Raw genomic sequence first — 21,477 nt, 5'->3', positions numbered from 1 at the left:
AATGTATTATGTCTAAAAATTATGTAAATCCCTGCAAAGTTATTACCGGAGTCAACACTCGCTGGTCTTACGCCAACGTATGGGAACCGAAGTCTATCAACGGCAGTACGCCGAAGTACAGTGTATCCCTCATCATTCCAAAGTCTGATACGAAGACGATAGAAAAAGTCCGTGCCGCCATCAAGGCCGCTTACGATGAAGGCCAGAGCAAACTGAAGGGCAACAGCCGCGCCGTACCGGCTCTTGAAGCCATCAAAACGCCGCTTCGTGACGGTGATATGGAACGTCCTGGTGATGAAGCTTACAAGGACAGCTTCTTTATCAATGCTAATTCCGCTACAAAACCCGGCATCGTCGATGCTGACTGCCAGCATATCCTCGAACGGTCTGAAGTCTACTCCGGCGTCTATGGCCGTGCTTCCATCAACTTCTATGCTTTCAACAGCAACGGCAATAAAGGCATCGCCTGCGGCCTGAACAACCTGCAGAAAATCCGTGACGGCGAACCGCTCGGCGGCAAGCCTCGTGCTGAAGATGACTTCGCCACCGCTGACGATGACGATTTCCTTGACTAACGAATGAAGTGAATGTGTTTGGGGTGGCAGGATGGCTCCTGCCACCTTTTTACTCGAGGTGAAATCCATGAAAACCATTAGTATCGATATTGAAAGCTACAGTGATGTCAATCTGGCCAGGTGCGGCGTATACAAGTATGCAGAGTCGCCAGCCTTTGAGATTCTTATCTTCGGCTATGCCGTGGACGGCGGCGAAGTGCAGGTGGTCGATCTGGCACAGGGAGAAAGCATCCCGGATGAAATTCTGGATGCGCTGACGGATGAATCCGTTACCAAGTGGGCCTTCAATGCCAGCTTCGAACGGGTTTGCCTGTCGCGGTACCTGATTGACCTGGGGATGAGTCTGGACCCGTTCCATGACCATCATCCTCTTTCCCGGGAATGCGCCAGATTCCTTAACCCGGCAGGATGGAAATGCTCTATGGTCTGGTCGGCTTATATGGGCCTTCCGCTGTCGCTGGAAGGAGCCGGGGCCATGCTGAAGCTGGACAGCCAGAAGATGAAGGAAGGCAGAGACCTGATCCGTTATTTCTGTGTTCCTTGCAAGGAAACTAAGTCGAATGGCGGCAGGACGAGGAATCTTCCGCAGCATGCGCCGGACAAGTGGACATTGTTCAAGTCCTACAACAAACGGGATGTGGAAGTAGAAATGGCCATCCAGGAACGGCTGAAGAACTACCCTGTACCAGAAAGTGTATGGGATGAATACCATCTGGACCAGGAAATCAACGACCGGGGCATCGCCATCGACAGGACGCTGGTCGCTCAGGCCGTAGCCATAGATGCCCGAAGCCGGGAATCCTTGATGGACGAACTAAAGGAAAGGACTGGTCTTGAGAACCCCAATTCCGTCACCCAGATGCTCGGGTGGCTCGAAGAACACGGCATGAAGACGGATTCCCTTGGGAAGAAGAACGTGCAGGAACTTTTGAAAACGGCAGCCGAACCGCTGTGCAGTGTGCTTTTGCTCCGGCAGAAACTGGCAAAGTCCTCAGTTCGGAAATACCAGGCAATGGAGATGACAGCCTGCAAGGACGGAAGGGCGAGAGGCATGTTCCAGTTCTATGGGGCCAACCGAACCGGGCGGTTTGCCGGCCGACACATCCAGCTGCAGAATCTGCCCCAGAATCATCTGCCGGACCTCTCGGAAGCCCGAGACCTGGTGCGTCAGGGAAATTATGAAGCTTTGGAACTTCTGTATGACTCTATTCCCGATGTCCTTTCCCAACTCATCCGCACCGCCTTTATACCACGGCAAGGTATGAAGTTTGTCGTATCGGACTTTTCAGCGATTGAAGCCAGAGTACTGTCGTGGCTGGCAGGAGAAACATGGCGTTCAGACGTTTTTGCTCGAAATGGCGATATCTACTGCGCCTCGGCTAGCTCCATGTTCGGTGTTCCCGTGGAAAAACATGGTATCAATGGCCATCTTCGGCAGAAAGGGAAAATCGCAGAACTGGCCCTTGGCTATGGCGGCTCTGTCGGTGCGTTGAAGGCGATGGGTGCCATGGACATGGGGCTTTCGGAAGATGAACTGTATCCTTTAGTGCAGTCCTGGCGTTCAGCCAATCCGCATATCGTCGATTTCTGGTGGCAGGTAGATGCCGCCGTGAAGACGGCCATCAAAGAACACATCCCCATGCGGGTGGGCTGCATCCGCTTCCTGTACCAGAGCGGCATGCTGTTCATCCAGCTTCCCAGCGGACGGCGGCTTTCTTATGTGAAACCCAGAATAGGTGAGAACCGTTTCGGCGGGGAATCCGTCAACTATGAAGGCATCGGCGCAACAAAGAAGTGGGAACGGTTGGAGAGCTACGGCCCGAAGTTCGTGGAAAACATCGTCCAGGGCATCAGCCGGGATATCCTTTGCTATGCCATGCAAACTCTTCGATGCAGTGATATTGTTGGCCATGTTCATGATGAACTGATTATCGAGTGCAACAGAAATGTCAGCGTCGATGCCATCTGCGAGCAGATGGGGCGGACACCTCCATGGGCCGAAGGGTTATTGCTCCGGGCAGACGGGTATGAGTGCGAATTTTATCAAAAAGATTGAAGCGGAGGTACTTAAAGTAGCGGATTTTGTCCTTTTACTATCAGAGGGAATTTCCTCGGACATTTATTTTAAGAAAGGCGGGATTCGCTATGAAATTTTTGATTCCGGAAGATGAGCTTGGCGTATTTGCTGATCAGGGAGGTGTGCCAAGGGTTGACAGCCTGTTTGTCGCTGATATTTTTGGTAAACAGCATTTCCATGTGCTGCGTGATATCGCAAAAATCACTGAATCCAAATCTGGATTGAGTGAAACGTTCATTGCATCCAACTTTGAGTCCAGTACATATCGTGATGCCAGAGGCAGAAAACTGCCGCGTTACCTGATGACGCGTGATGGCTTCACTATGCTGGTCATGGGGTATACCGGTCCCAAGGCAATGCATTTCAAAGAACTCTATATGCAGCGCTTCAACGAGATGGAGCAATGCATCCGGTCGCTCCTGTCTGCCCGGCAGGAATTCCCGATGCTGACGGATATGATCTGCCGCCTGCATGAAAGCCCGAAGCCTTACCATTTCAGCAACGAATGCGACATGCTGAACCGCATCGTTCTCGGGATGTCGGCCAAACAGTTCCGGCTGGCCAACGGCATCGAGAAAGGGCAGAGCATCCGGCCTTATCTTACGGCACAGCAGATTTATGCCCTGGACCGGCTGCAGCACCTGGATTACGGCCTGCTCTATTCCTGCCCGGATTTCCAGCAGCGCAAACAGATGCTCACGAGTTACTATCTTACAGAATTAGGAGGAATGCAATAATGTTTTATGTTAAGGAAACTATCGGAGATACAACGGAAATCAATATCGAAATCAACGATGAAAATGTGTTCTGCCGCTGCCCGGTCTGCGGCAGGGAAGTCCTGGTGGACCTGGAGGAAGTGCTGGGCGACGGGAAGGGCGACCTGTTCGGCACATCCGTCATGTGCGAGGACTGCTCACGGAAAGTGATGGAACTGAAGCATGGAAAGCCTGAAGCGTAACGCCGAGCATTATGCTGACCCCACCGCGTATGAAGCCATCCGGAACGTGGAACCGCCAAGGTTCCCGTTCCGTCCGGTGGTCTATATCTGTTCGCCCTACGCGGGAGATACCGCGGCCAATGTACAGAAGGCCAGGGAGTATTGCCGCTATGCAAAGGACCGGGGCTGCATCCCCATGGCGCCCCACTTGTTCCTGCCGCAGTTCATGGACGAAAGTACGGAACGGGAGCTGGCCCTGTTCATGGACATCGCCCTTTTGTCCAAATGTGCGGAACTCTGGGTGTTCGGGGATACGGTATCGGAAGGGATGCAAAAGGAAATCGGCTATGCGAAGCGCAAGGGAAAGAGAATCCGTTATTTTACAGAGAACTGCAAGGAGGAACGTATATGAAATTCACCTTATACACAGCGGACTGCACAGGAAACGAAACGAACTGCCTGTACCCGCACAAGGCAGTTATCAGCGGGCCGGAAGACCTGGCTGCGGCTGTATCGCATGACCATGTAGCGGCCGCCTATAAAAATAATTACCGGTCCAACGACAATTTCATCGCAGCAGACGCCATTGTGTGGGATTGCGATAATGACCAGACAGACAACCCGGATGAATGGGTGATGCCGGAGACACTCGCGGAAGGCGACCTGGCAGATATCGCCTTTGCCGCCTCGCCGAGCCGGCATAACATGCTGCCCAAGGGGAAATACGCGGAAAGGCCGAGGTTCCATCTGATTGCACCCATCACGGAATGCACGGACAGGGAGACGTATGCCGCCCTCAAAAGCGCCGGCATGAAACGGTATGCGTTCTTTGATGGGAAAGCCTTGGACGCAGCGCGGTTCCTGTACGGCGCGGACGTAAAGCCGGCGGATGTATTCTGGCATGAAGGCCAGCGTACCATTGATGAAGCGCTGGCAGACGCCGAACCTGATGACAAAGGCTCGGCGGAACCGCCTTTGTACACGGGCGGTTCCATCCCGGAAGGCAGCCGCAACAACACGATGTCCCATTTCGCCAGCCGGGTACTGAAGCGGTTCGGCGATACGGACAGAGCATATGAAGCCTATCTGGAACGGGCCGGACAGTGTAAGCCGCCGCTCTCGGATAAGGAACTGCATACCATATGGAAAAGCGCGCTGAAGTTTTTCCAAAACAAAATTGAAGGAAGCGAAGGCTACATCCCACCGGACGAATACGACAATCCGTTCGGCGGCGGCTCGCTGAAGCCGGACGATTACTCGGATATCGGCGAGGCAAAAGTACTGGCCAGGGCATGCATGGGAAGACTTCGTTATACGAACGCGACGGACTATATCGCATTCATCGGCGACCATTGGTACGAAGACAGGCCGAAAGCCCTCGGCATCATTGAAGATTTCATGGATGACCAGCTGATAGACGCAGAAGATAAGATTCGCATGGCAGAAGAAGCACTGGTGGCCATAGGCATTTCAGAAACCGATGTCAGAGACAGGGGAAAGGCCCTGGCAAACCAGGTACCAGAGAAAAAACTCAGCCTGCTCTATGCGCTGCTGGGGGCGGATGCCTACAAAAAATTCGTCATGAAATACCGCAATTACCGGTACATCGTCAACACCCAGAATGCCGCCAGACCGATGCTTGCCCTGGATGTCACCGAGCTGGACTATGACCCGGAACTGCTGAATACGCCGGAAGCGACGTATGACCTTACGAAGGGGACGAAAGGCGGGCATCCCCATGACCCGGACGACCTCATCACGAAAATCACGGCCTGCTCGCCGGGTAATAAGGGGGAAGGACTCTGGCAGGAGAGCCTTGACCTGTTCTTCTGCCATGACAGGGAACTCATCAGCTATGTACAGGAAATCGTCGGGATGGCGGCTGTCGGAAGGGTCTATGCCGAACAGATGATCATCGCCTATGGCGGCGGGGCGAACGGCAAGTCCACCTTCTGGAACACCATCGCCAGGGTGCTTGGCACTTACTCCGGGAAGATTTCTGCGGATGCCCTGACCATGAGCTGCAAGCGGAATGTGAAACCGGAAATGGCGGAACTCAAGGGCAAGCGGCTCATCATCGCGTCAGAGCTGGAAGAAGGGCAGCGGCTGAACACCGGCATGGTCAAGCAGATTTGTTCGGTTGACCCTATCGAGGCGGAGAAGAAATACAAGGACCCGTTCCATTTCGTCCCGTCCCATACCCTGGTTCTGTACACCAATTACCTGCCCAAGGTTTCCGCCAATGATGACGGGACGTGGCGCAGACTGATTGTCATCCCGTTTAATGCCAAGATTACCGGGAAAAGCGATATCAAGAACTACTCGGATTACCTGTTCGAGCATGCGGGGCCTGCCATCATGAAATGGATTATCGAAGGGGCTGAATCGGCCATCCGGAAAGGGTTCAAAATCGATGAACCCCAAGCCGTGCGGGATGCTGTGGAGAAATACCGTGAGGACAATGACTGGCTGGGACAGTTCCTTGAAGAACATTGCGACATTGACCCGTCATTTACAGAAAAATCCGGGAAACTGTATCAGCAGTACCGGGTCATCTGTATGCAAAGTGGCGAATACATCAGAAGCACATCGGACTTTTATGGCAATTTGGAAAAAGCTGGATTTATCCGCCGGAAGACAAAAAAAGGAATCCTTGTCTATGGCTTGAGGCTGAAAGAAGGACAGGATTTCTTAGACTGAAATGTAAAGGTGCAGGTCGGTGTACCTCTCTATAAAAAGTCCTATAAGGGATAAAAAATATATACCTATATAAGAGGTTTAGGTGAAGACTTTCTAGACCTGCACCCTTTAAATAAAGGGGGGATAGCAATGCGTGAAAAAGAAATCGAACAAAAACTTGTGACGGAAGTCAGACGGTGCGGCGGGATGGCACTGAAATTCGTGTCGCCATCCTATAGCGGCATGCCGGACCGTCTGCTCCTTTTCCCTGATGGAAAAATGGCATTTGTAGAAGTGAAGGCCCGAGGCAGAAAGCCCAGACTGCTTCAGGAGAAACGGCATAAGCTGCTAAGGAAACTCGGGTTCCGTGTGTTTGTCCTGGATGCTGTTGAAGATATTTCCGGGATGCTGGATAACATTATGGAAGGAGGCAGTGCCGGATGAAGTTCGTGTCACATGATTATCAGAAATATGCCATCGACTACATCAAGACCCATCCGGTTACGGCTCTGTTCCTGGACATGGGACTTGGCAAGACAGTGACGACGTTGACGGCCATCCGCGATTTGATGTACGATTCCTTCGAAATCAAACATGTACTGGTCGTAGCGCCATTGCGGGTCGCTCGGGATACTTGGCCGGAAGAAATCCAGAAATGGGATCACCTGAAAATTTTGACTTGTTCTGTCGTGGTCGGCAGCGTGTCAGAACGGAGACGGGCCTTGCAACAGGGGGCGGATATCTATATCGTGAACCGGGAGAACCTAGCCTGGCTGTATCAGAACAGCTGCCTGGATTTCGATATGGTCGTCCTGGACGAGCTGTCGAGCTTCAAGAACCACCAGTCGAAGCGGTTCCGGGCCATGAAGGCCCTGCGTCCCAGGGTGAAACGCATCGTCGGGCTTACAGGTACACCCAGCGGCAATGGTTTGATGGATCTCTGGGCCGAGTTCCGCATCCTGGATATGGGAAAGCGGCTGGGGAGATATATCAGCCAGTACCGGAACCTGTACTTCCAGCCGGATAAGCGCAATGGCATGGTGGTGTATTCCTACAAACCCCTGCCGGGAGCGGAAGAAGCCATCTATCACCAGATTGCCGACATCACCGTGTCCATGAAGGCGACCGATTACTTGAAAATGCCGGAGCTGGTGAGCGTAGCGAAGGAAGTCAGCCTGAGCGAGAAAGAAAAGGAACGGTATGATGAACTGAAGAAATCCCTGGTGCTGGAACTTCCAGGCGGCGAGGTTACAGCCGCCAATGCCGCGTCGCTTACCTTGAAACTTTCGCAGATGGCGAACGGCGCCATTTATACAGATGACAAGGATGTGGTGACCATCCATGACCGGAAGCTGGATGCCTTGGAAGACCTGGTGGAAAGCGCCAACGGGAAACCGGTCCTGGTGGCCTATTGGTTCAAGCACGATAAAGACCGCATCCGTAAGCGGATGGAAGCCAGGGAGTTGAAGGAATCGCAGGATTTCGCCGACTGGAACGAGGGAAAGATACCCGTGGCTCTTATCCATCCGGCTTCTGCCGGACACGGGCTGAACCTTCAGCAGGGCGGTTCCATCCTGGTCTGGTTCGGCCTGACCTGGAGCATGGAGCTGTACCAGCAGACTAACGCCCGGCTCTGGCGGCAGGGGCAGACGGACAAGACGGTCATCATACAGCACATCGTAGCCAAGAGCACGATTGATGAGCGCATCCTGAAAGTCTTGGAACACAAAGACGGAACCCAGTCTGCACTGATCGAGGCGGTGAAAGCTGACCTGGGGATAACGGATACGGGAAAGGATGGTATAATAAAATGAGCGAAGAAATCAAAGGGGAAATGGATTATATGCAAGTGAAAGCCTACCTGGAACAGGCAAGGAATATCAATATCCAGATCGACAGCAAGCTGGAACAGGTATCAGCACTACGGCAACTGGCGAGAAAAGCAACATCTACCTTAAGATTGGTACCACCAAGTGGTACTCCCAATCCGCACCGCTTGGAAGATACGATTATCCGGATGATGGATCTGGAACGTGAAGTGGATGAAGAGATTGACAGGTTAGTGGATTTAAAGGCCGAAATTATGAAAACAATCGGTCAGGTGCCGAATGATCGGGAAAGGGTGGTGTTGGAGCTACGTTACTTGGCCTTTAAAGATTGGGCGTCGATTGCAGGAACATTGAAACTGAATGTACGGCAGGTATACCGGATGCACGAAGAAGCGTTAAAAAATATAGGCCATTTCTAAAATCGTGATAATATGGATTGAGGATAAGGAGAAACTATCATGAGTGTATTTGTTTTTCGAATCAATTATGATGAGGATTTTCAAAAAGTGCGTCAGGAAATTCTGCAGGGACGCCTCCACCAGGGCTGGGGGGCCGATGGCATGCGAATTGATGTGGAAGAAAAGGATTTTTTGCAGGCATGGAACAAGGTCTGGACAAATGACGGTTCAGATTCAGAAAAAAGCAGGCGCTATAGAAACCTTCGTATTATGCTGGAAATCAAACCTGATGATTTGATTATCGTGCCAAAAGTCAGTCTGCGTAAGGAAAAAAATAATCCGTGCCGTAGCTTTTCCATCTTAAAGTGTGTAAAGCCATATGATTTTAAAATTCCTGACGGTTGGGATGATTTCGGGAATTTCATTACAGTGAGACCGCTTTTCAGCTGTCCATATAATGCAAATAACGAGGCAAGAATTATTTCTACAAAATTTAAGGCCTATCAATCGCCCATTAATCATGTTTGGAATAATGATTTTATTGAAGCAGTGGGCGTTTTGATCAGCTTATTTAAAAAAGATCCTGATGCAATTGCTAATCCCAACACTTCATTGATTGATCATCTTAATACTGCAACAAAAAAGACAAGAGATGAATATTTAAATGATATAGTCAAACAAATGGTGAAGTGGGATTCCCATACCTTTGAAGATATCATTGCAAAGCTGTTTGAGAAAAATGGTTATGCTGTTATCGCCAAGAATCAGCATGAAGATGGGGGCGATATTGATATTGTCCTATCTGCGGTTCAGAACAACTCTTTGCTGGATGCTATCAGCAATATCAATACAGGGAATGCAATCTTCCCCAGAATCTGTATCCAGGCGAAAAAGAAAGAAGGAACAGATGCAGATGATCTGCATGGTGTGAAACAGTTAATCCTTATGAAGGATAAGGAAGAATATCAGAACTCTATCTTTATTGTCATTAATTCTGAAAAAGAGTTTTCAAATGATGCTAAGGAAAAAGCAGGAAAAGCAAATATTATTTTGCTGAATGGATATCAATTCGCCAATTTGCTGGTTCGTTATGATGTCGAGCTTGGACTTTGATCTGGGCAATGCGTTTTTATCTAAAAAGGAAATACTGAAGGAATATATTACTGAAGGCCTGAACCGTAGATATGGATGTGATATTCCTGAGCAAATTAATTCCCGTCTGACGCTTGAGCGAAAGAAACTCGAGCAGAATTCTCAAAACATCGATATTTTTCTTGCGGCAAAGTGACTTCTCGAGAGATGTTAGCTGAAAATTTGGCAATATATCTTTCATGTCGCTGTGGGGAGTGTTCAGTTTGCTAATCTCCTTGGCTTTACGAAGCTAGATCCCCTTTGTATATGGCTTTGATGGCAGAAGGGGGCATTTAATAAGAAAATTGGGCTTCTAAAACAGAGTTTTTAGAGGCTCCTTATAGAAATTCCCAGTAATTGTCAGTAAGTGTCACGTAAACAGCACTAGATGTCAGTACTATCTGCGTGGTATAGTATAATCAGCAAGAAAAGAATGAGGGACCGTGGTTTAAAAGCCATCGGTCCTTTTTTGATGCCGGAGATGATACGAATGCCAAGAAGACCACAGACACCGTGCAAGTATCCGGGATGCCCAAGGCTGGTGCCGTATGGGAGAAAATATTGTGACGAACATGAACAGCAGTGCCAGGGCGAACGGAAGAACGCGGTGCTGCGCGGCTACGGGAGAGAGTGGCAGAAAGCCAGGAAGTTCTTTCTGAATCGTCATCCATGGTGTGTCCGATGCAAAAAGAAAGGACGGCTCGTCCCGGCAACGGTCGTGGATCATATCAAGCCGCATCGCGGCGACCCGGACTTGTTCTGGGACGAAAAGAACTGGCAGACTTTGTGCAAGAGCTGCCATGACCATAAGACGATGACCGAAGACCGGGACATCGAGTACAGGTACTGAAAACAAGTGGGGCGGGGGGGTGTCAATCTCTGCAGCCCTTCCGCCCATGACCGCCGCCCCCTCAAACGTGAAAAAACGCGAAATTCATAAGGGGGGATATAAGAAAAAATTTGGAAACAAATATTGAGCAGCTCCAGGCTTTCGGCCCGGAGCTTTTTGGTTGTTAGAAAGGAGCCGGCTTTATGGATGACTGTCAGCGTCGGCAGATAGAAGCGATGAGAAAAAAGGGGATGGGCTACAAGGCCATCGCCCGGAAAACGAAGCTGTCACGGGACAGCGTACGGAATTACTGCCGCTGGCATCACCTGAATGGGTACGGCGCTGCCGTTGCCGCGGCATTCGGAAAGGAAACGGTACATGAAGACATCTGATATGGAATGGAAAACCCTGCCTATCGGGCAGCTGAAACCTGCGGCGTATAATCCCAGGAAGCAGCTGAAGCCAGGTGACAAGGAATACGAAAAAATCAAGAACTCCATTAAAGAGTTCGGTTATGTGGAACCCATCATCGTGAACTACGACATGACAGTCATCGGAGGCCACCAGCGGCTCAATGTGCTGAAAGACCTGGGGTATGAAGAAGTCCAGTGTGTCGTTGTCCATATTGAAGATGAACACAAGGTCAAGGCCCTTAACATCGCGCTCAACAAAATCACAGGGGCCTGGAACGAACAGCTCCTGGCTGACCTCATCGTGGATTTGCAGAGCGTCGATTTCAATGTAGACCTGACAGGCTTTGAGGCACCGGAAGTGGAACAGCTCTTTTCCAAAGTCCACAACAAAAAAGTGAAAGAGGATGACTTCGATGTGGACGGGGAGATGGAGAAGCCGGCCTTTTCCAAAGCCGGTGACATCTGGCTCCTTGGCGGCCATCGCGTCATCTGTGGGGATGCCACCCTGCCGGAAACCTATGCAAGGCTGATGGACGGGAAGAAGGCCAACCTGGTACTGACGGATCCGCCGTACAACGTGAATGTGGAAGAAACGGCCGGGAAAATCAAGAACGACAATATGCCGGACGATAAGTTCTATCAGTTCCTGTTCAATGCTTTCGTAAACATGGAACAGAACATGGAACCGGATGCTTCCATCTATGTGTTTCATGCCGATACGCAGGGCCTGAATTTCCGTAAGGCTTTCAAGGATGCCGGCTTTTACCTGTCCGGATGCTGCATCTGGAAGAAAAATGCCCTGGTCCTGGGCCGGAGCCCGTACCAGTGGCAGCACGAGCCGTGCCTGTTCGGCTGGAAGATGAACGGGAAGCACCAGTGGTATTCCGACCGCAAGCAGACGACCATATGGGAATATGACCGTCCGAAATCCAGCAAGGAACATCCGACCATGAAGCCGGTGGCGCTGATGGCCTATCCTATCCAGAATTCATCCATGAGCCATTGCATTGTCCTGGACCCATTCCTCGGTTCCGGCTCCACACTCATGGCCTGCCAGCAGACGGACCGGGTCTGCTATGGCATCGAACTGGATGAAAAATTCGTCGATGTCATCGTGAAGCGGTATATAAACGAATACGGGGACAAAGGTGTGTTTGTGTTGCGTGACGGGAAGAAGATTCCTTATGCGGAGGTGGCTGCTGATGGAGCCGGTTAAGCTGGGAAGCCTGTTCTCCGGGAGCGGTGGCTTCGAACTGGGCGGGATGCTCGCCGGGATTATTCCAGTATGGAACTCGGAAATCGAGCCGTTCCCTATCCGGGTGACGACGAAGCGTCTGCCATCTGTGAAACATTATGGTGATATCACTACGCTGTACGGCCATGAGCTGGAACCGGTGGACATCATCACCTTCGGCTCGCCCTGTACGGACATGTCGATTGCCGGTAAAAGGGAAGGACTTGAGGGGAAGCAGTCCGTACTGTTCCACCAGGCCATCCGCATCGTAAAGGAAATGAGGGAAGATACGAATGGAAAATATCCGAGATATATTGTCTGGGAGAACGTGCCTGGCGCCTTCTCCAGCAACAAAGGCGAAGACTTCCGTACCGTACTTGAAGAAATCTGCCGGATCAGGGACGCTGCGGTTTCAGTGGCTGGATCTGCGAAGTGGCAGCCTGCCGGATGTATCCTGGGCGACGGGTACTCTGTGGCCTGGCGCGTCCTCGATGCCCAGTATTGGGGCGTCCCCCAGCGAAGAAAGCGCATCTACCTTGTCGCAGATTTTGATGGACAGAGTGCCAGAACGATTCTATTTGAGCCCGAGGGCCTGTCAGGGTATTCTGCGGAGGGCTTCCGAACATGGCAGAGTGCTGCCGGACGTCTTGCGCCTGGCCCTGGAACGGCAGGCACAGTTTGCCTGAATGACCAGGGCGGCATCCGTATGGATGTGACGGAAGAACGGACGAACACCCTGCGGGCAGAAGCCCATCACCCGCCCATCGTCATCACGCTCCCAGAGAGCGTCTTTGAGAACCACGGAGCCGACGCCCGGTACAGAGGGCCTCTTTCCGTGAACCCTTCGCTGACGGCCCAATACGGCACGGGCGGCAATAATCAGCCGCTGGTGCTTCAGGGGAGCAACGAGGAGAAACGGAAAACGTATGATGTGCGCCAGACTTCGGATGGCACCCGCAACATGCGGAACCATGTCTATGAAAGCGACACCTGCCGGTGTGTGGACCGTTCCGGGAATATGCCGGGAAGCAATCAGGGAGGCATTGCTGTGGTAGAACTGACCTACAGCGCCAGCAAGAATTCTCATTTCACCCGGGCTGACAAAGAAGTGGCGGGGTCGCTCGTCGCCACAGATTATAAGGACCCGCCGCTCATCAACAGCAAGGCCCGTGTCCGTCGCCTGATGCCGGCGGAATGTGCCAGACTGCAGGGATTCCCGGACTGGTGGTGCAGCCACCTGGAAACGGGAAACCCGTCTGAAGAAGATATCCGTTTCTGGAGCGGAGTCTTTGAAACACAACGGAAAGCCTTGGGAAAAACGACGAAGCCAAAGACACGGAACCAGATCATCAAATGGCTGAAGGAACCATACCGGGATTCCTCGGAGTACAAGATGTGGGGCAACGGCGTCGCTCTTCCCTGTGTGTATTTTGTACTGGTGGGAATCGTTTATTTTTTCAGGAAGACGCAGAAATGACTTGCTATTATCGGCGTTCAGAGTGATATATGTACTAGCAAAACAAGGAGGTACATAGACCATGACAATCCAGACTACTATGAACGACCGCAAGGAACTGGCCAGAATGCTGATTCCTTTCAACCATAATGAAAAACTTCATTATGCCGGGACGCCGACATTCGCTTTTGAAGGGCAGGGCTTCCGTATCCTTCGTAATGGTGACATTGAATGTGAGGACGAAAAAACAGAAGCCACCATGATGGATTTCCTTCAACGGGAAGGTATCCTTCCACAGTCAGAAGCGGTACAGGAACCACAATCGCAGCATGATGAAGAAAATGAACAGGGAACAGAGCCGGAAATGATGGAAATCAAGATCCCGGCTGACGGCATGGATGGGACCCAGATGCGCAACCTGGTCTTCATGCTCCATGCCCAGCAGTACCTGCTGAACCGAGCCGCGGGACAGGAAAACATTCATGTGCCGGACAGGCTGATTGAAGACCTGAAAGATGAGCCTGTGACAGACAGGACTTCCTTCTTTGCGGTCTACCAGAATTACAGCAAGGAAGGACGGGGATTCCTGATTACCGTGGAGACGGTGGCATTCTGCTTTGCCGTAACCGACAACGCCATAAAGAACCGTGCTTTGATTGAATTGGCGGCCTTCATGGTCAGCGCGGCGAAAAAGGCGAAACGGGTCAATCCCGTCACCCGGAAGCCGGAAAATGAAAAATACTACCTGCGGATGTGGCTCCTTCGCATCGGCATGGGAACCAAAGCCAGCCACGAATCACGCATGGCCCTGCTGAAAGGACTGAATGGATGGAGCGCTTTCCGCACAGAAGCGGAAGCTCACGCCCATGCCGAAAGGCAAAAGGAACGCCGGAATCAGAACACATAAATTCTCAATTTAATTCATAATTATTCTCAAAATGACTTGCTATTATGTGCCTTTAGAGTGATATATAGTGTACCGAAAGAACACACGCACACATAGAAAGGACAGAGATAATTATGAAAACACTGCACTTTGGAATAGAAATGGAAATGACAGGGATTACGAGAAACCGGGCGGCCAGCCTCATGGCCCGCTTCTTCGGAACAGAAAGCAGGCATGAAGGCGGAGCCTACGATACCTACACCGCAAAGGATGACAGGGGACGGAAATGGAAAGCCATGAACGACTCCAGCCTGATCCCGCAAAAAAAGGTGAACGGCGAAATCATGGACGCTTCCGCCAGCTACCGCACGGAAGTGGTCAGCCCCATCCTTTCCTACGAAGACATTCCGAAGCTGCAGGAACTGGTGCGGACGCTCCGCAAGGCCGGGGCCTTTGCCAACAAGTCCTGCGGCATCCACATCCATGTCGGGGCCGAACGGTTCACGGCAAAGACCCTGCGGAACCTGGTGAACATCATGGCGAGCAAGGAAGACATGATTTACCGCGCCCTCCAGATCAATCCTTCGCGGGAAAGCCGGTACTGCCGGAAGACAAACACGGCCTTCTTGAAGGACATCAATCGGAGAAAGCCGGACACGCTGGAAGGCATCGCCGACCTCTGGTATCAGGAAGCGCCTTACGGACGGAACCATCATTACAACAGCACCCGCTACCACGGGCTGAACCTGCATGCGACCTTCACCAAAGGGACCGTCGAGTTCCGGCTTTTCAACGGGACGCTCCACGCCGGGGAAATCAAGGCATACATCCAGTTCTGCCTGGCCGTCGCCCATCAGGCCCTGGCCCAGAAGAAAGCTTCGGCCCGGAAGACTGAAACGGATAATGAGAAATACGCTTTCCGGTGCTGGATGCTCCGCCTCGGGCTCATCGGCGACGAATTCAAGACCTGCCGGCTCCACTTCCTCAAACACCTCACAGGCAATTCCGCATGGCGCAATGCCGCCGCTTGAAGGAGATAGCCTTCCGGGCAGCTTCGGCTGCCCTTGGGGTGGTAGAAGGGCATTCCCTTCAGAAAGGATGAGAGCGATGAAACAAAGGATCTATATTGCCTACGGCAGCAACATGAGTGGAGTACAGATGGCAAGACGGTGTCCTGACGCCGTTCTTGCAGGAACGGGCCGGATCCGGGGCTATGAACTTCTCTTCAAAGGTTCCCTGACAGGATGTTACGCCACGATCGAGAAGAAGGCGGATGCCTTCGTGCCAGTTGTTTTCTGGCACATTTCTCCGGCGGATGAACGGCGGCTCGATGCCTATGAAGGCTTCCCGCGGTTCTACTACAAAAAAGAAGTGGATGTGGAAACAGATGACGGCATCCTCAGCGGTCTTGTGTACATCATGCACGAAGACCGGCGGTTCGGCATCCCGGAAGACTGGTACTACCAGAACATGGAGCAGGACTACCGCAAATTCGGTTTCGACCTGTCCGTCCTGCGGGCCGGGCTGCGGCACAGCCGGGAACGGATGGAAGGGACGCGGGTGCGGCTTATCGCCATGGATGACAGGCAGGCCCCTCCCAGGGGAACAGAAGGCACCGTCCAGTTCGTCGATGATGCCGGAACCATCCATGTACAGTGGGATACGGGCAGCAGTCTTGGGCTGATACCCGGAGCCGATGAATGGGAAGTCATCGAATAAGATACATGAGAATGGGCCATGAAGAATTAAAAATAAGCCAGAAAAGCTTGTTAGAGTTTTTCTGGCTTTTACGGATGCTTATTTCATAAGTAAAACATAACGTCTGATGAATTTATTTTTTTTGATGATGAGGATGATTATTTGAATACCAATTATAGTGGCAGAGATGAATAACAGATAGGCAATAATGCTAGAAAAACTAGAGAAAGGCTTTCCAATGGGGGTAGTCATATCAGTCGATTTTAGGATCTGGAAAATTGCGCCGCCTACGAATATATGCATCATGTAAACGCCAAAGGAAATTTTGCTGATGGCAGTGATAAAAGATTGCGGGATGGAATGGTGCTGTAAGATCTGTTCTCCTCTAGTTAACACTTCAAATGTGGATATAGAAAGAAGGACAACTAAAATGAAATCATAATGTTGCACAGTGTGCCCTGAATGTTCAATGATATACATGATGCCAAGTGGGAAAATTATTCCCAGTACGAAAAGTACAGGCGTTTTGATGCATTTTAATTTCCCTTTAGAAATAGCATAACCTGAAAGCAGATAGATCATCCACACACTTTCGCCCCAGACTGACGCACCAAATATATTCATTCTTAGCACTGAATGAATATCAGGATTATGCCCAAATAAAGAAACTAAGGGGGCGATTGAGGGGATAATAGTACCGCTCAATAGTAAAGCAATACATAACATCTTTTGATAACTAGCTAAAGTGATTCTATGAAATGCCATGGACAGTATGGGCATACCTAGGTATAGAGCAATAGTCATAGGAAGATACCACAGGGCGGATATTGTATCTCCCATAAAAAGGGCCGCTTTTAGAATCGCGGTCCATTTTTGAGGGTCTTCTACTACGTGTGTATAGCGTAAAATATTCCAAGCAATATTCCAGAATTCATAGGCAATAACTAGAGGAAGAAAATTCCGTACTAGATATTTTTGTAAGTAGGAATTGTCTTCGTAATTGCGGTCGAACATTAAGTAGCCTGTCAAAATAACAAAAAGTGGAACGCCGACAGTCCCAATGACTTTTAATATTGCAAATATTGATAAATGTGCGGCAGGCGCGAAAAAATACTGCTTTGTATGGACGATGATAACTAAAATCATAGCCAGCACACGAATAGCATCCATGGAGTATAATCGTTTTCTCATTGTGACCTCCAGACAGAATAGTAATATGACGAAGTGATACCAATCTATTATACATGTCTTCGTGGGGGGGGGACAAGAAAAACATTTATTGATAACTATTTTTAAACGTATCGTACAGCCCGCAAGGGCTTTTTTATTGGGAGGTGAGCGCCATTGGCTGTACGAGGAAGGAAGCCGAAACCGACAGCCCTCAAAGTGCTGGAAGGCAATCCCGGCCATCGGCCGCTCAATAAGAAAGAACCGATGCCCAAGGGCAAATTGCCGCGCTGCCCGGAGTGGCTGGAAGAGGACGCCAAGAAAGAATGGAAGCGGCTCGGAAAAGTCCTTGCCGAAATGGGGATGCTGACGGAAATCGACCGTGCCGCCTTTGCCGGCTACTGTCAGGCCTACGCCCGCTGGAAAGGGGCTGAGGAATTCATTACCCAGCATGGCGACATGGTGCGGACGCCGAACGGCTACCTGCAACAGGTACCGCAGGTGTCTATCGCCCAGACGAACCTCAAAATCATGCTGAAGTTTTGTGAGCAGTTCGGCCTGACGCCATCTGCCCGGAGCCGCATGATTGGGGAAGAAACAAGTGGCGACAAAGATGTCGATGAAATGGAATTGATTCTAAGGGGGTGAGTGGTTTGGCATTTGTATATAGGCCGTCAGCGTTCATGCTGCCGGATTCCCATTACGACAAGGACAAGGCCGACAGGGCGGTTGCCTTCATCGAAAATCTCTGTCATACAAAAGGCAAATGGGCCGGGCAGCCGTTCCTGCTCCTGCCGTGGCAGGAACAGATTGTGCGTGATCTCTTCGGCATCGTCAAGGAGAACGGGAAGCGGCAGTTCCTGACGGCTTATATAGAGATTCCAAAAAAGCAAGGGAAGTCGGAGCTGGCAGCAGCCATTGCCCTGTATCTTCTTTATGCTGATAATGAGCCAAGTGCCGAAGTCTATGGCGCCGCTTGTGACCGCAATCAGGCGTCCATCGTCTTTGATGTGGCCCGCCAGATGGTCGAAATGAGTCCTGCGCTCATGCGCCGCTCCAAGATACGTACGGCAGGGAAGCGCATCATCAATTACCGCAATGCGGGTTTTTATCAGGTACTGTCTGCAGAAACTGGATGCCTGTCTCCCAATACTATTTTACAGCGAAAAGATGGTACGCTGACCCGCGCTGATCATGTGAAGGCGGGCGATGAAATTCTTGCTGCTGATGGACTGACGATGGTGTTTGATAAAGTGAAGTCGGTACGAGTAGAAGCACCGGCCCCGGTTCTTCGAATACGGACTACAAAGAATCGGGAAATCACAGTTACAGAAAAGCACCCATTTTACTATATGCTTGCAGGGCGAAGACGGCAGGATCTGACGCACCGGTACGATTGGCAGCAAGCGGACTCACTGGTTTTGAAAGACCGGGTTGCCCCAGCATTGGGATGGCCGTATGAATATAGTGGGGAGCATAGCATATCGGAACTGGAAGCATGGGCGCTTGGCGCCTGGGCAGGAGATGGAGACTGTTCGCATTTTCGCTTCATCAACCCAGACCCGCCGGTAATACAAAAGATGAGGCGATTTATGGAATCGATTGGCTCTACCCTGCGTTCCGAGTATTCAACACGGCAAAAACAAGAAGGAAAAGACCGTTATCAGGGCCCTATTGAGCATCATATTATCGGCCTTGGGAAGCGAAGGAAAAGCCCCGGGCGTGAGTGGATTCGTACTCATTTCGGACAGAAAGCAAAAGCTGATACCAAACACATACCCGATGTAATATGGAAAGGCAGTCCTGACGTGTGGGCTGCCTTTTTGGCTGGCTTGATTGATACAGATGGCTGTGTAGCGGATCCAAAATGCCGGGGAAATATGTTTATCTCCTCGGTCAGCCGAAGGATGCGTCAGGAGTGCCAGACCTTATTGGCTCGCCTGGGCATCAACGCTTCTATCGAGACACGATTCAACATCACGGTATCGACGTATGGACAGCTGGAAAAATTATGGAATCTTGTTTGTCCATATATGGTGCATCCTAGAAAGAGAGAACGATTTCAAAACATAATTGAACGGGGTATTCACCATCATCAAAGAGCGTGTGAATCTGAAGTGATTTCTGAAATTAGTGAACTTTCACTGCAAAAGACAATTTCTATTGAGATGGAACACTATCAGACCCATGTGACGAATGGGTTTATTACGCATAATACCAAGCATGGCCTGAATGTTTCGGGACTGGTCTTTGACGAAATCCATGCCCAGCCGAACCGTCATCTTTATGATGTCCTGACGAAAGGGTCCGGTGATGCCCGGGAGCAGCCGCTCTTCTTCATCATCACCACGGCGGGCAACGATAAGAACAGTATCTGTTATGAACTGCACACGAAAGCCCTCGACCTCATGGCCGGGCGGAAGAAGGACCCTGCCTTTTATCCTGTTGTCTATGGACTTACAGAAGAGGATGACTGGACGGATGAAGCCAACTGGTACAAAGCGAATCCCTCCCTTGGCCACACCATCCAGATCGACCGCGTCCGGGAAGCATATCAGAACGCCATCGAGAATCCTGCTGAAGAAAATGTGTTCAAGCAGCTCCGTCTGAACATCTGGACCAGTGCCAGCATCCGCTGGATTCCGGAGCAGGTCTACGACAAGGGGAATCTTCCCATCGACCGGGATGCCCTTCGGGGGAGGATGTGTTATGCCGGCCTGGACTTATCCAGCACTTCAGATATCACGGCCCTGGTCCTGGCTTTCCCGCCACGGACGGAGGATGAGAAATATATCCTGCTGCCGTTCTTCTGGCTGCCAAAAGACACGCTGGAACTGCGCTGCCGGCGCGACCATGTGTTTTATGATGTCTGGCAGAAGCAGGGCTTCATCCAGACAACTGAAGGGAACGTCATCCACTACGGATTTATTGAGAAATTCATCGAACGTCTGGGCGAAACCTACAACATACGGGAAATCGCCTATGACCGCTGGAACGCCACCCAGATGGTGCAAAATCTGGAAGACATGGGCCTTACCATGGTGCCTTTTGGCCAAGGATTCAAAGACATGTCGCCGCCTTCGAAGGAGCTGTTCAAGCTGCTGATGGAAGGGAACATCATCCACGGCGGCAATCCCGTCCTCAAATGGATGGCGGGCAATGTCGTCATGCGCCAGGACCCAGCAGGGAACATTAAGCCGGACAAAGAAAGATCCGTCGAAAAAATCGACGGCATCGTAGCCAGCATCATGGCCCTCGACCGCTGCATCCGTAACGGAACAGGCAGCAGCGTCTATGATGAACGTGGTGTTATTTCGTTTTAACGGAAGGAGATTTCTATGCACATCCCATTCTTATCGAAACTGTTCCAGACACGGGATAAGCCGAAAGACTATTACATCGGCACGGATTTCCGCTATCTCTTTGGGCCGTCGACCAGCGGTAAAAATGTTAATGAATTCACGGCTATGCAGACGACGGCGGTATATGCCTGTGTCCGCATCTTGTCAGAAACCCTGGCAGCCTTGCCGCTGCAGCTCTACCGCTATACACCGGGAGGCAAGGAGCGGGTCTATGACCATCCGCTCTATCATCTTCTTCACGATGAGCCGAATCCGGAGATGACGTCGTTCATTTTCCGGGAAACCCTCATGAGCCATCTTCTGATCTGGGGCAATGCCTATGCCCAAATCATCCGCGACAGGTTAGGCCGGGTGCAGGGCTTGTACCCGCTCAGGCCGGATAAGATGACTGTCTGCCGTGATGAAAGCGGCCAGATTTATTACATCTACACCAAGACCACCGACGAAAATCCGGCCATTAAACCCTATGGCCAGGTGCCGCTACGAAAAGACGAAGTGCTGCACATTCCGGGCCTTGGTTTTGACGGCCTGGTCGGTTATTCGCCCATCGCCATGGCAAGGAATGCCGTAGGCATGACCATGGCCTGCGAGGAATATGGTGCCTCTTTCTTTGCGAACGGTGCCAGCCCCAGCGGTGTGTTAGAGCATCCGGGTGTCCTCAAGGACCCGGCGAAAGTCCGGGATTCCTGGAACGCTGTCTATCTGGGCAGCGCCAACGCCCACAAGGTGGCTGTGCTGGAAGAAGGGGTGCGCCCAGATGGGCGTCATTGATAGTAGTGTTTGGTACTACCACCCACAATCATGGG

22 protein-coding genes are annotated in these 21,477 nt (G+C 51.1%); 21 read left to right on the top strand and 1 reads right to left on the bottom strand.

From position 1 onward, the window contains the following. Window positions 1-8 precede the first annotated feature (8 nt). The 18 genes from PGX44_RS10415 (at window position 9) to PGX44_RS10330 (ending at window position 16,163) form a co-directional block, all read left to right on the top strand. Window positions 9-575 (top strand): DUF2815 family protein, encoded by a 567-nt coding sequence (locus PGX44_RS10415; protein ID WP_498855324.1) that lies wholly within the window; start codon window positions 9-11, stop codon window positions 573-575. Window positions 576-642: 67 nt separating this feature from the next. Then, entirely contained in the window at window positions 643-2,631 is a 1,989-nt protein-coding gene (locus PGX44_RS10410) for a DNA polymerase (protein WP_498855323.1), read from the top strand. Between the two features lie 89 nt (window positions 2,632-2,720). Further along, window positions 2,721-3,389: a Rha family transcriptional regulator gene (locus tag PGX44_RS10405; protein WP_370842198.1), complete on the top strand. Its 669-nt coding sequence runs from the start codon at window positions 2,721-2,723 to the stop codon at window positions 3,387-3,389. Next, the gene (locus PGX44_RS10400) at window positions 3,389-3,610 is read left to right on the top strand and encodes a hypothetical protein (protein WP_289001907.1); all 222 of its coding nucleotides are present in this window, start codon (window positions 3,389-3,391) and stop codon (window positions 3,608-3,610) included. Before PGX44_RS10405 ends, PGX44_RS10400 begins: the two co-directional genes overlap by 1 nt. Before the next feature lie 46 nt (window positions 3,611-3,656). Beyond that, window positions 3,657-4,001 (top strand): DUF7768 domain-containing protein, encoded by a 345-nt coding sequence (locus PGX44_RS10395; RefSeq protein ID WP_289001906.1) that lies wholly within the window; start codon window positions 3,657-3,659, stop codon window positions 3,999-4,001. Next, window positions 3,998-6,289 carry a phage/plasmid primase, P4 family gene (locus tag PGX44_RS10390; protein WP_498855322.1) on the top strand — a complete coding sequence of 764 codons (2,292 nt, stop codon included), beginning with the start codon at window positions 3,998-4,000 and terminating at the stop codon, window positions 6,287-6,289. The genes PGX44_RS10395 and PGX44_RS10390 overlap by 4 nt, the downstream gene beginning before the upstream one ends. A 129-nt stretch (window positions 6,290-6,418) precedes the next feature. Next, the gene (locus PGX44_RS10385) at window positions 6,419-6,712 is read left to right on the top strand and encodes a VRR-NUC domain-containing protein (protein ID WP_292107817.1); all 294 of its coding nucleotides are present in this window, start codon (window positions 6,419-6,421) and stop codon (window positions 6,710-6,712) included. Continuing rightward, a complete protein-coding gene (locus PGX44_RS10380; RefSeq protein WP_498855321.1) occupies window positions 6,709-8,082 on the top strand; it encodes a DEAD/DEAH box helicase in 1,374 nt (457 codons plus the stop codon). The genes PGX44_RS10385 and PGX44_RS10380 overlap by 4 nt, the downstream gene beginning before the upstream one ends. After that, window positions 8,079-8,516, top strand: a complete 438-nt coding sequence (locus tag PGX44_RS10375) for an ArpU family phage packaging/lysis transcriptional regulator (RefSeq protein ID WP_292281852.1) — start codon at window positions 8,079-8,081, stop codon at window positions 8,514-8,516. The genes PGX44_RS10380 and PGX44_RS10375 overlap by 4 nt, the downstream gene beginning before the upstream one ends. Window positions 8,517-8,555: 39 nt before the next feature. After that, a complete protein-coding gene (locus PGX44_RS10370) occupies window positions 8,556-9,608 on the top strand; it encodes a restriction endonuclease (RefSeq protein ID WP_009014562.1) in 1,053 nt (350 codons plus the stop codon). Continuing rightward, on the top strand, window positions 9,598-9,783 hold the full coding sequence (locus PGX44_RS10365; RefSeq protein ID WP_131219490.1) for a hypothetical protein: 186 nt from the start codon (window positions 9,598-9,600) through the stop codon (window positions 9,781-9,783). The genes PGX44_RS10370 and PGX44_RS10365 overlap by 11 nt, the downstream gene beginning before the upstream one ends. Before the next feature lie 333 nt (window positions 9,784-10,116). After that, window positions 10,117-10,476: an HNH endonuclease gene (locus tag PGX44_RS10360; RefSeq protein WP_292281861.1), complete on the top strand. Its 360-nt coding sequence runs from the start codon at window positions 10,117-10,119 to the stop codon at window positions 10,474-10,476. A 182-nt stretch (window positions 10,477-10,658) separates the two neighbouring features. Then, window positions 10,659-10,847: a hypothetical protein gene (locus PGX44_RS10355; RefSeq protein ID WP_498855320.1), complete on the top strand. Its 189-nt coding sequence runs from the start codon at window positions 10,659-10,661 to the stop codon at window positions 10,845-10,847. Continuing rightward, window positions 10,834-12,084 (top strand): site-specific DNA-methyltransferase, encoded by a 1,251-nt coding sequence (locus PGX44_RS10350; RefSeq protein ID WP_498855319.1) that lies wholly within the window; start codon window positions 10,834-10,836, stop codon window positions 12,082-12,084. The genes PGX44_RS10355 and PGX44_RS10350 overlap by 14 nt, the downstream gene beginning before the upstream one ends. Beyond that, the gene (locus PGX44_RS10345) at window positions 12,071-13,579 is read left to right on the top strand and encodes a DNA cytosine methyltransferase (protein WP_498855318.1); all 1,509 of its coding nucleotides are present in this window, start codon (window positions 12,071-12,073) and stop codon (window positions 13,577-13,579) included. Before PGX44_RS10350 ends, PGX44_RS10345 begins: the two co-directional genes overlap by 14 nt. Before the next feature lie 61 nt (window positions 13,580-13,640). Then, window positions 13,641-14,465 (top strand): hypothetical protein, encoded by an 825-nt coding sequence (locus PGX44_RS10340; protein ID WP_498855317.1) that lies wholly within the window; start codon window positions 13,641-13,643, stop codon window positions 14,463-14,465. A 113-nt stretch (window positions 14,466-14,578) separates the two neighbouring features. Next, window positions 14,579-15,475, top strand: coding sequence for an amidoligase family protein (locus tag PGX44_RS10335; protein WP_498855316.1), 897 nt, complete (start codon window positions 14,579-14,581; stop codon window positions 15,473-15,475). Window positions 15,476-15,551: 76 nt separating this feature from the next. Next, window positions 15,552-16,163 carry a DUF4314 domain-containing protein gene (locus tag PGX44_RS10330; RefSeq protein WP_498855315.1) on the top strand — a complete coding sequence of 204 codons (612 nt, stop codon included), beginning with the start codon at window positions 15,552-15,554 and terminating at the stop codon, window positions 16,161-16,163. Between the two features lie 78 nt (window positions 16,164-16,241). Here PGX44_RS10330 and PGX44_RS10325 read toward each other — a convergent pair whose 3' ends face one another. Then, a complete protein-coding gene (locus tag PGX44_RS10325; protein WP_498855314.1) occupies window positions 16,242-17,333 on the bottom strand; it encodes an acyltransferase in 1,092 nt (363 codons plus the stop codon). Window positions 17,334-17,486: 153 nt separating this feature from the next. Between PGX44_RS10325 and PGX44_RS10320 the strand changes: the two genes are divergently transcribed. From PGX44_RS10320 to PGX44_RS10310, 3 genes are read left to right on the top strand one after another with little or no spacing between them, the layout of a single operon-like run. After that, complete coding sequence (locus PGX44_RS10320) at window positions 17,487-17,957, top strand: phage terminase small subunit P27 family (protein ID WP_302593324.1); 471 nt, start codon at window positions 17,487-17,489, stop codon at window positions 17,955-17,957. Between the two features lie 5 nt (window positions 17,958-17,962). After that, a complete protein-coding gene (locus PGX44_RS10315; RefSeq protein ID WP_498855313.1) occupies window positions 17,963-20,632 on the top strand; it encodes a terminase TerL endonuclease subunit in 2,670 nt (889 codons plus the stop codon). A 15-nt stretch (window positions 20,633-20,647) separates the two neighbouring features. Next, window positions 20,648-21,442 carry a phage portal protein gene (locus PGX44_RS10310; protein WP_498855312.1) on the top strand — a complete coding sequence of 265 codons (795 nt, stop codon included), beginning with the start codon at window positions 20,648-20,650 and terminating at the stop codon, window positions 21,440-21,442. Window positions 21,443-21,477: the final 35 nt, after the last annotated feature.

It is taken from the genome of Caecibacter sp. AF58-12pH5A, from assembly GCF_027681725.1.
In the GTDB taxonomy this organism is placed as follows: domain Bacteria; phylum Bacillota; class Negativicutes; order Veillonellales; family Megasphaeraceae; genus Megasphaera; species Megasphaera hominis.
The sequence above is the reverse complement of the archived record's forward strand: the minus strand, read 5'-3'. Positions and strand labels throughout refer to the sequence as shown.

What these genes read in the sequence shown, in the direction of transcription:
- PGX44_RS10375 (WP_292281852.1), top strand. Translation starts at nt 8,079, where the DNA reads ATGAGCGAAGAAATCAAAGGGGAAATGGATTATATGCAAGTGAAAGCC.
- PGX44_RS10410 (WP_498855323.1), top strand. Translation starts at nt 643, where the DNA reads ATGAAAACCATTAGTATCGATATTGAAAGCTACAGTGATGTCAATCTG.
- PGX44_RS10360 (WP_292281861.1), top strand. Translation starts at nt 10,117, where the DNA reads ATGCCAAGAAGACCACAGACACCGTGCAAGTATCCGGGATGCCCAAGG.
- PGX44_RS10335 (WP_498855316.1), top strand. Translation starts at nt 14,579, where the DNA reads ATGAAAACACTGCACTTTGGAATAGAAATGGAAATGACAGGGATTACG.
- PGX44_RS10355 (WP_498855320.1), top strand. Translation starts at nt 10,659, where the DNA reads ATGGATGACTGTCAGCGTCGGCAGATAGAAGCGATGAGAAAAAAGGGG.
- PGX44_RS10415 (WP_498855324.1), top strand. Translation starts at nt 9, where the DNA reads ATGTCTAAAAATTATGTAAATCCCTGCAAAGTTATTACCGGAGTCAAC.
- PGX44_RS10310 (WP_498855312.1), top strand. Translation starts at nt 20,648, where the DNA reads ATGCACATCCCATTCTTATCGAAACTGTTCCAGACACGGGATAAGCCG.
- PGX44_RS10385 (WP_292107817.1), top strand. Translation starts at nt 6,419, where the DNA reads ATGCGTGAAAAAGAAATCGAACAAAAACTTGTGACGGAAGTCAGACGG.
- PGX44_RS10330 (WP_498855315.1), top strand. Translation starts at nt 15,552, where the DNA reads ATGAAACAAAGGATCTATATTGCCTACGGCAGCAACATGAGTGGAGTA.
- PGX44_RS10370 (WP_009014562.1), top strand. Translation starts at nt 8,556, where the DNA reads ATGAGTGTATTTGTTTTTCGAATCAATTATGATGAGGATTTTCAAAAA.
- PGX44_RS10400 (WP_289001907.1), top strand. Translation starts at nt 3,389, where the DNA reads ATGTTTTATGTTAAGGAAACTATCGGAGATACAACGGAAATCAATATC.
- PGX44_RS10390 (WP_498855322.1), top strand. Translation starts at nt 3,998, where the DNA reads ATGAAATTCACCTTATACACAGCGGACTGCACAGGAAACGAAACGAAC.
- PGX44_RS10405 (WP_370842198.1), top strand. Translation starts at nt 2,721, where the DNA reads ATGAAATTTTTGATTCCGGAAGATGAGCTTGGCGTATTTGCTGATCAG.
- PGX44_RS10345 (WP_498855318.1), top strand. Translation starts at nt 12,071, where the DNA reads ATGGAGCCGGTTAAGCTGGGAAGCCTGTTCTCCGGGAGCGGTGGCTTC.
- PGX44_RS10350 (WP_498855319.1), top strand. Translation starts at nt 10,834, where the DNA reads ATGAAGACATCTGATATGGAATGGAAAACCCTGCCTATCGGGCAGCTG.
- PGX44_RS10325 (WP_498855314.1), bottom strand. Translation starts at nt 17,333, where the DNA reads ATGAGAAAACGATTATACTCCATGGATGCTATTCGTGTGCTGGCTATG.
- PGX44_RS10340 (WP_498855317.1), top strand. Translation starts at nt 13,641, where the DNA reads ATGACAATCCAGACTACTATGAACGACCGCAAGGAACTGGCCAGAATG.
- PGX44_RS10380 (WP_498855321.1), top strand. Translation starts at nt 6,709, where the DNA reads ATGAAGTTCGTGTCACATGATTATCAGAAATATGCCATCGACTACATC.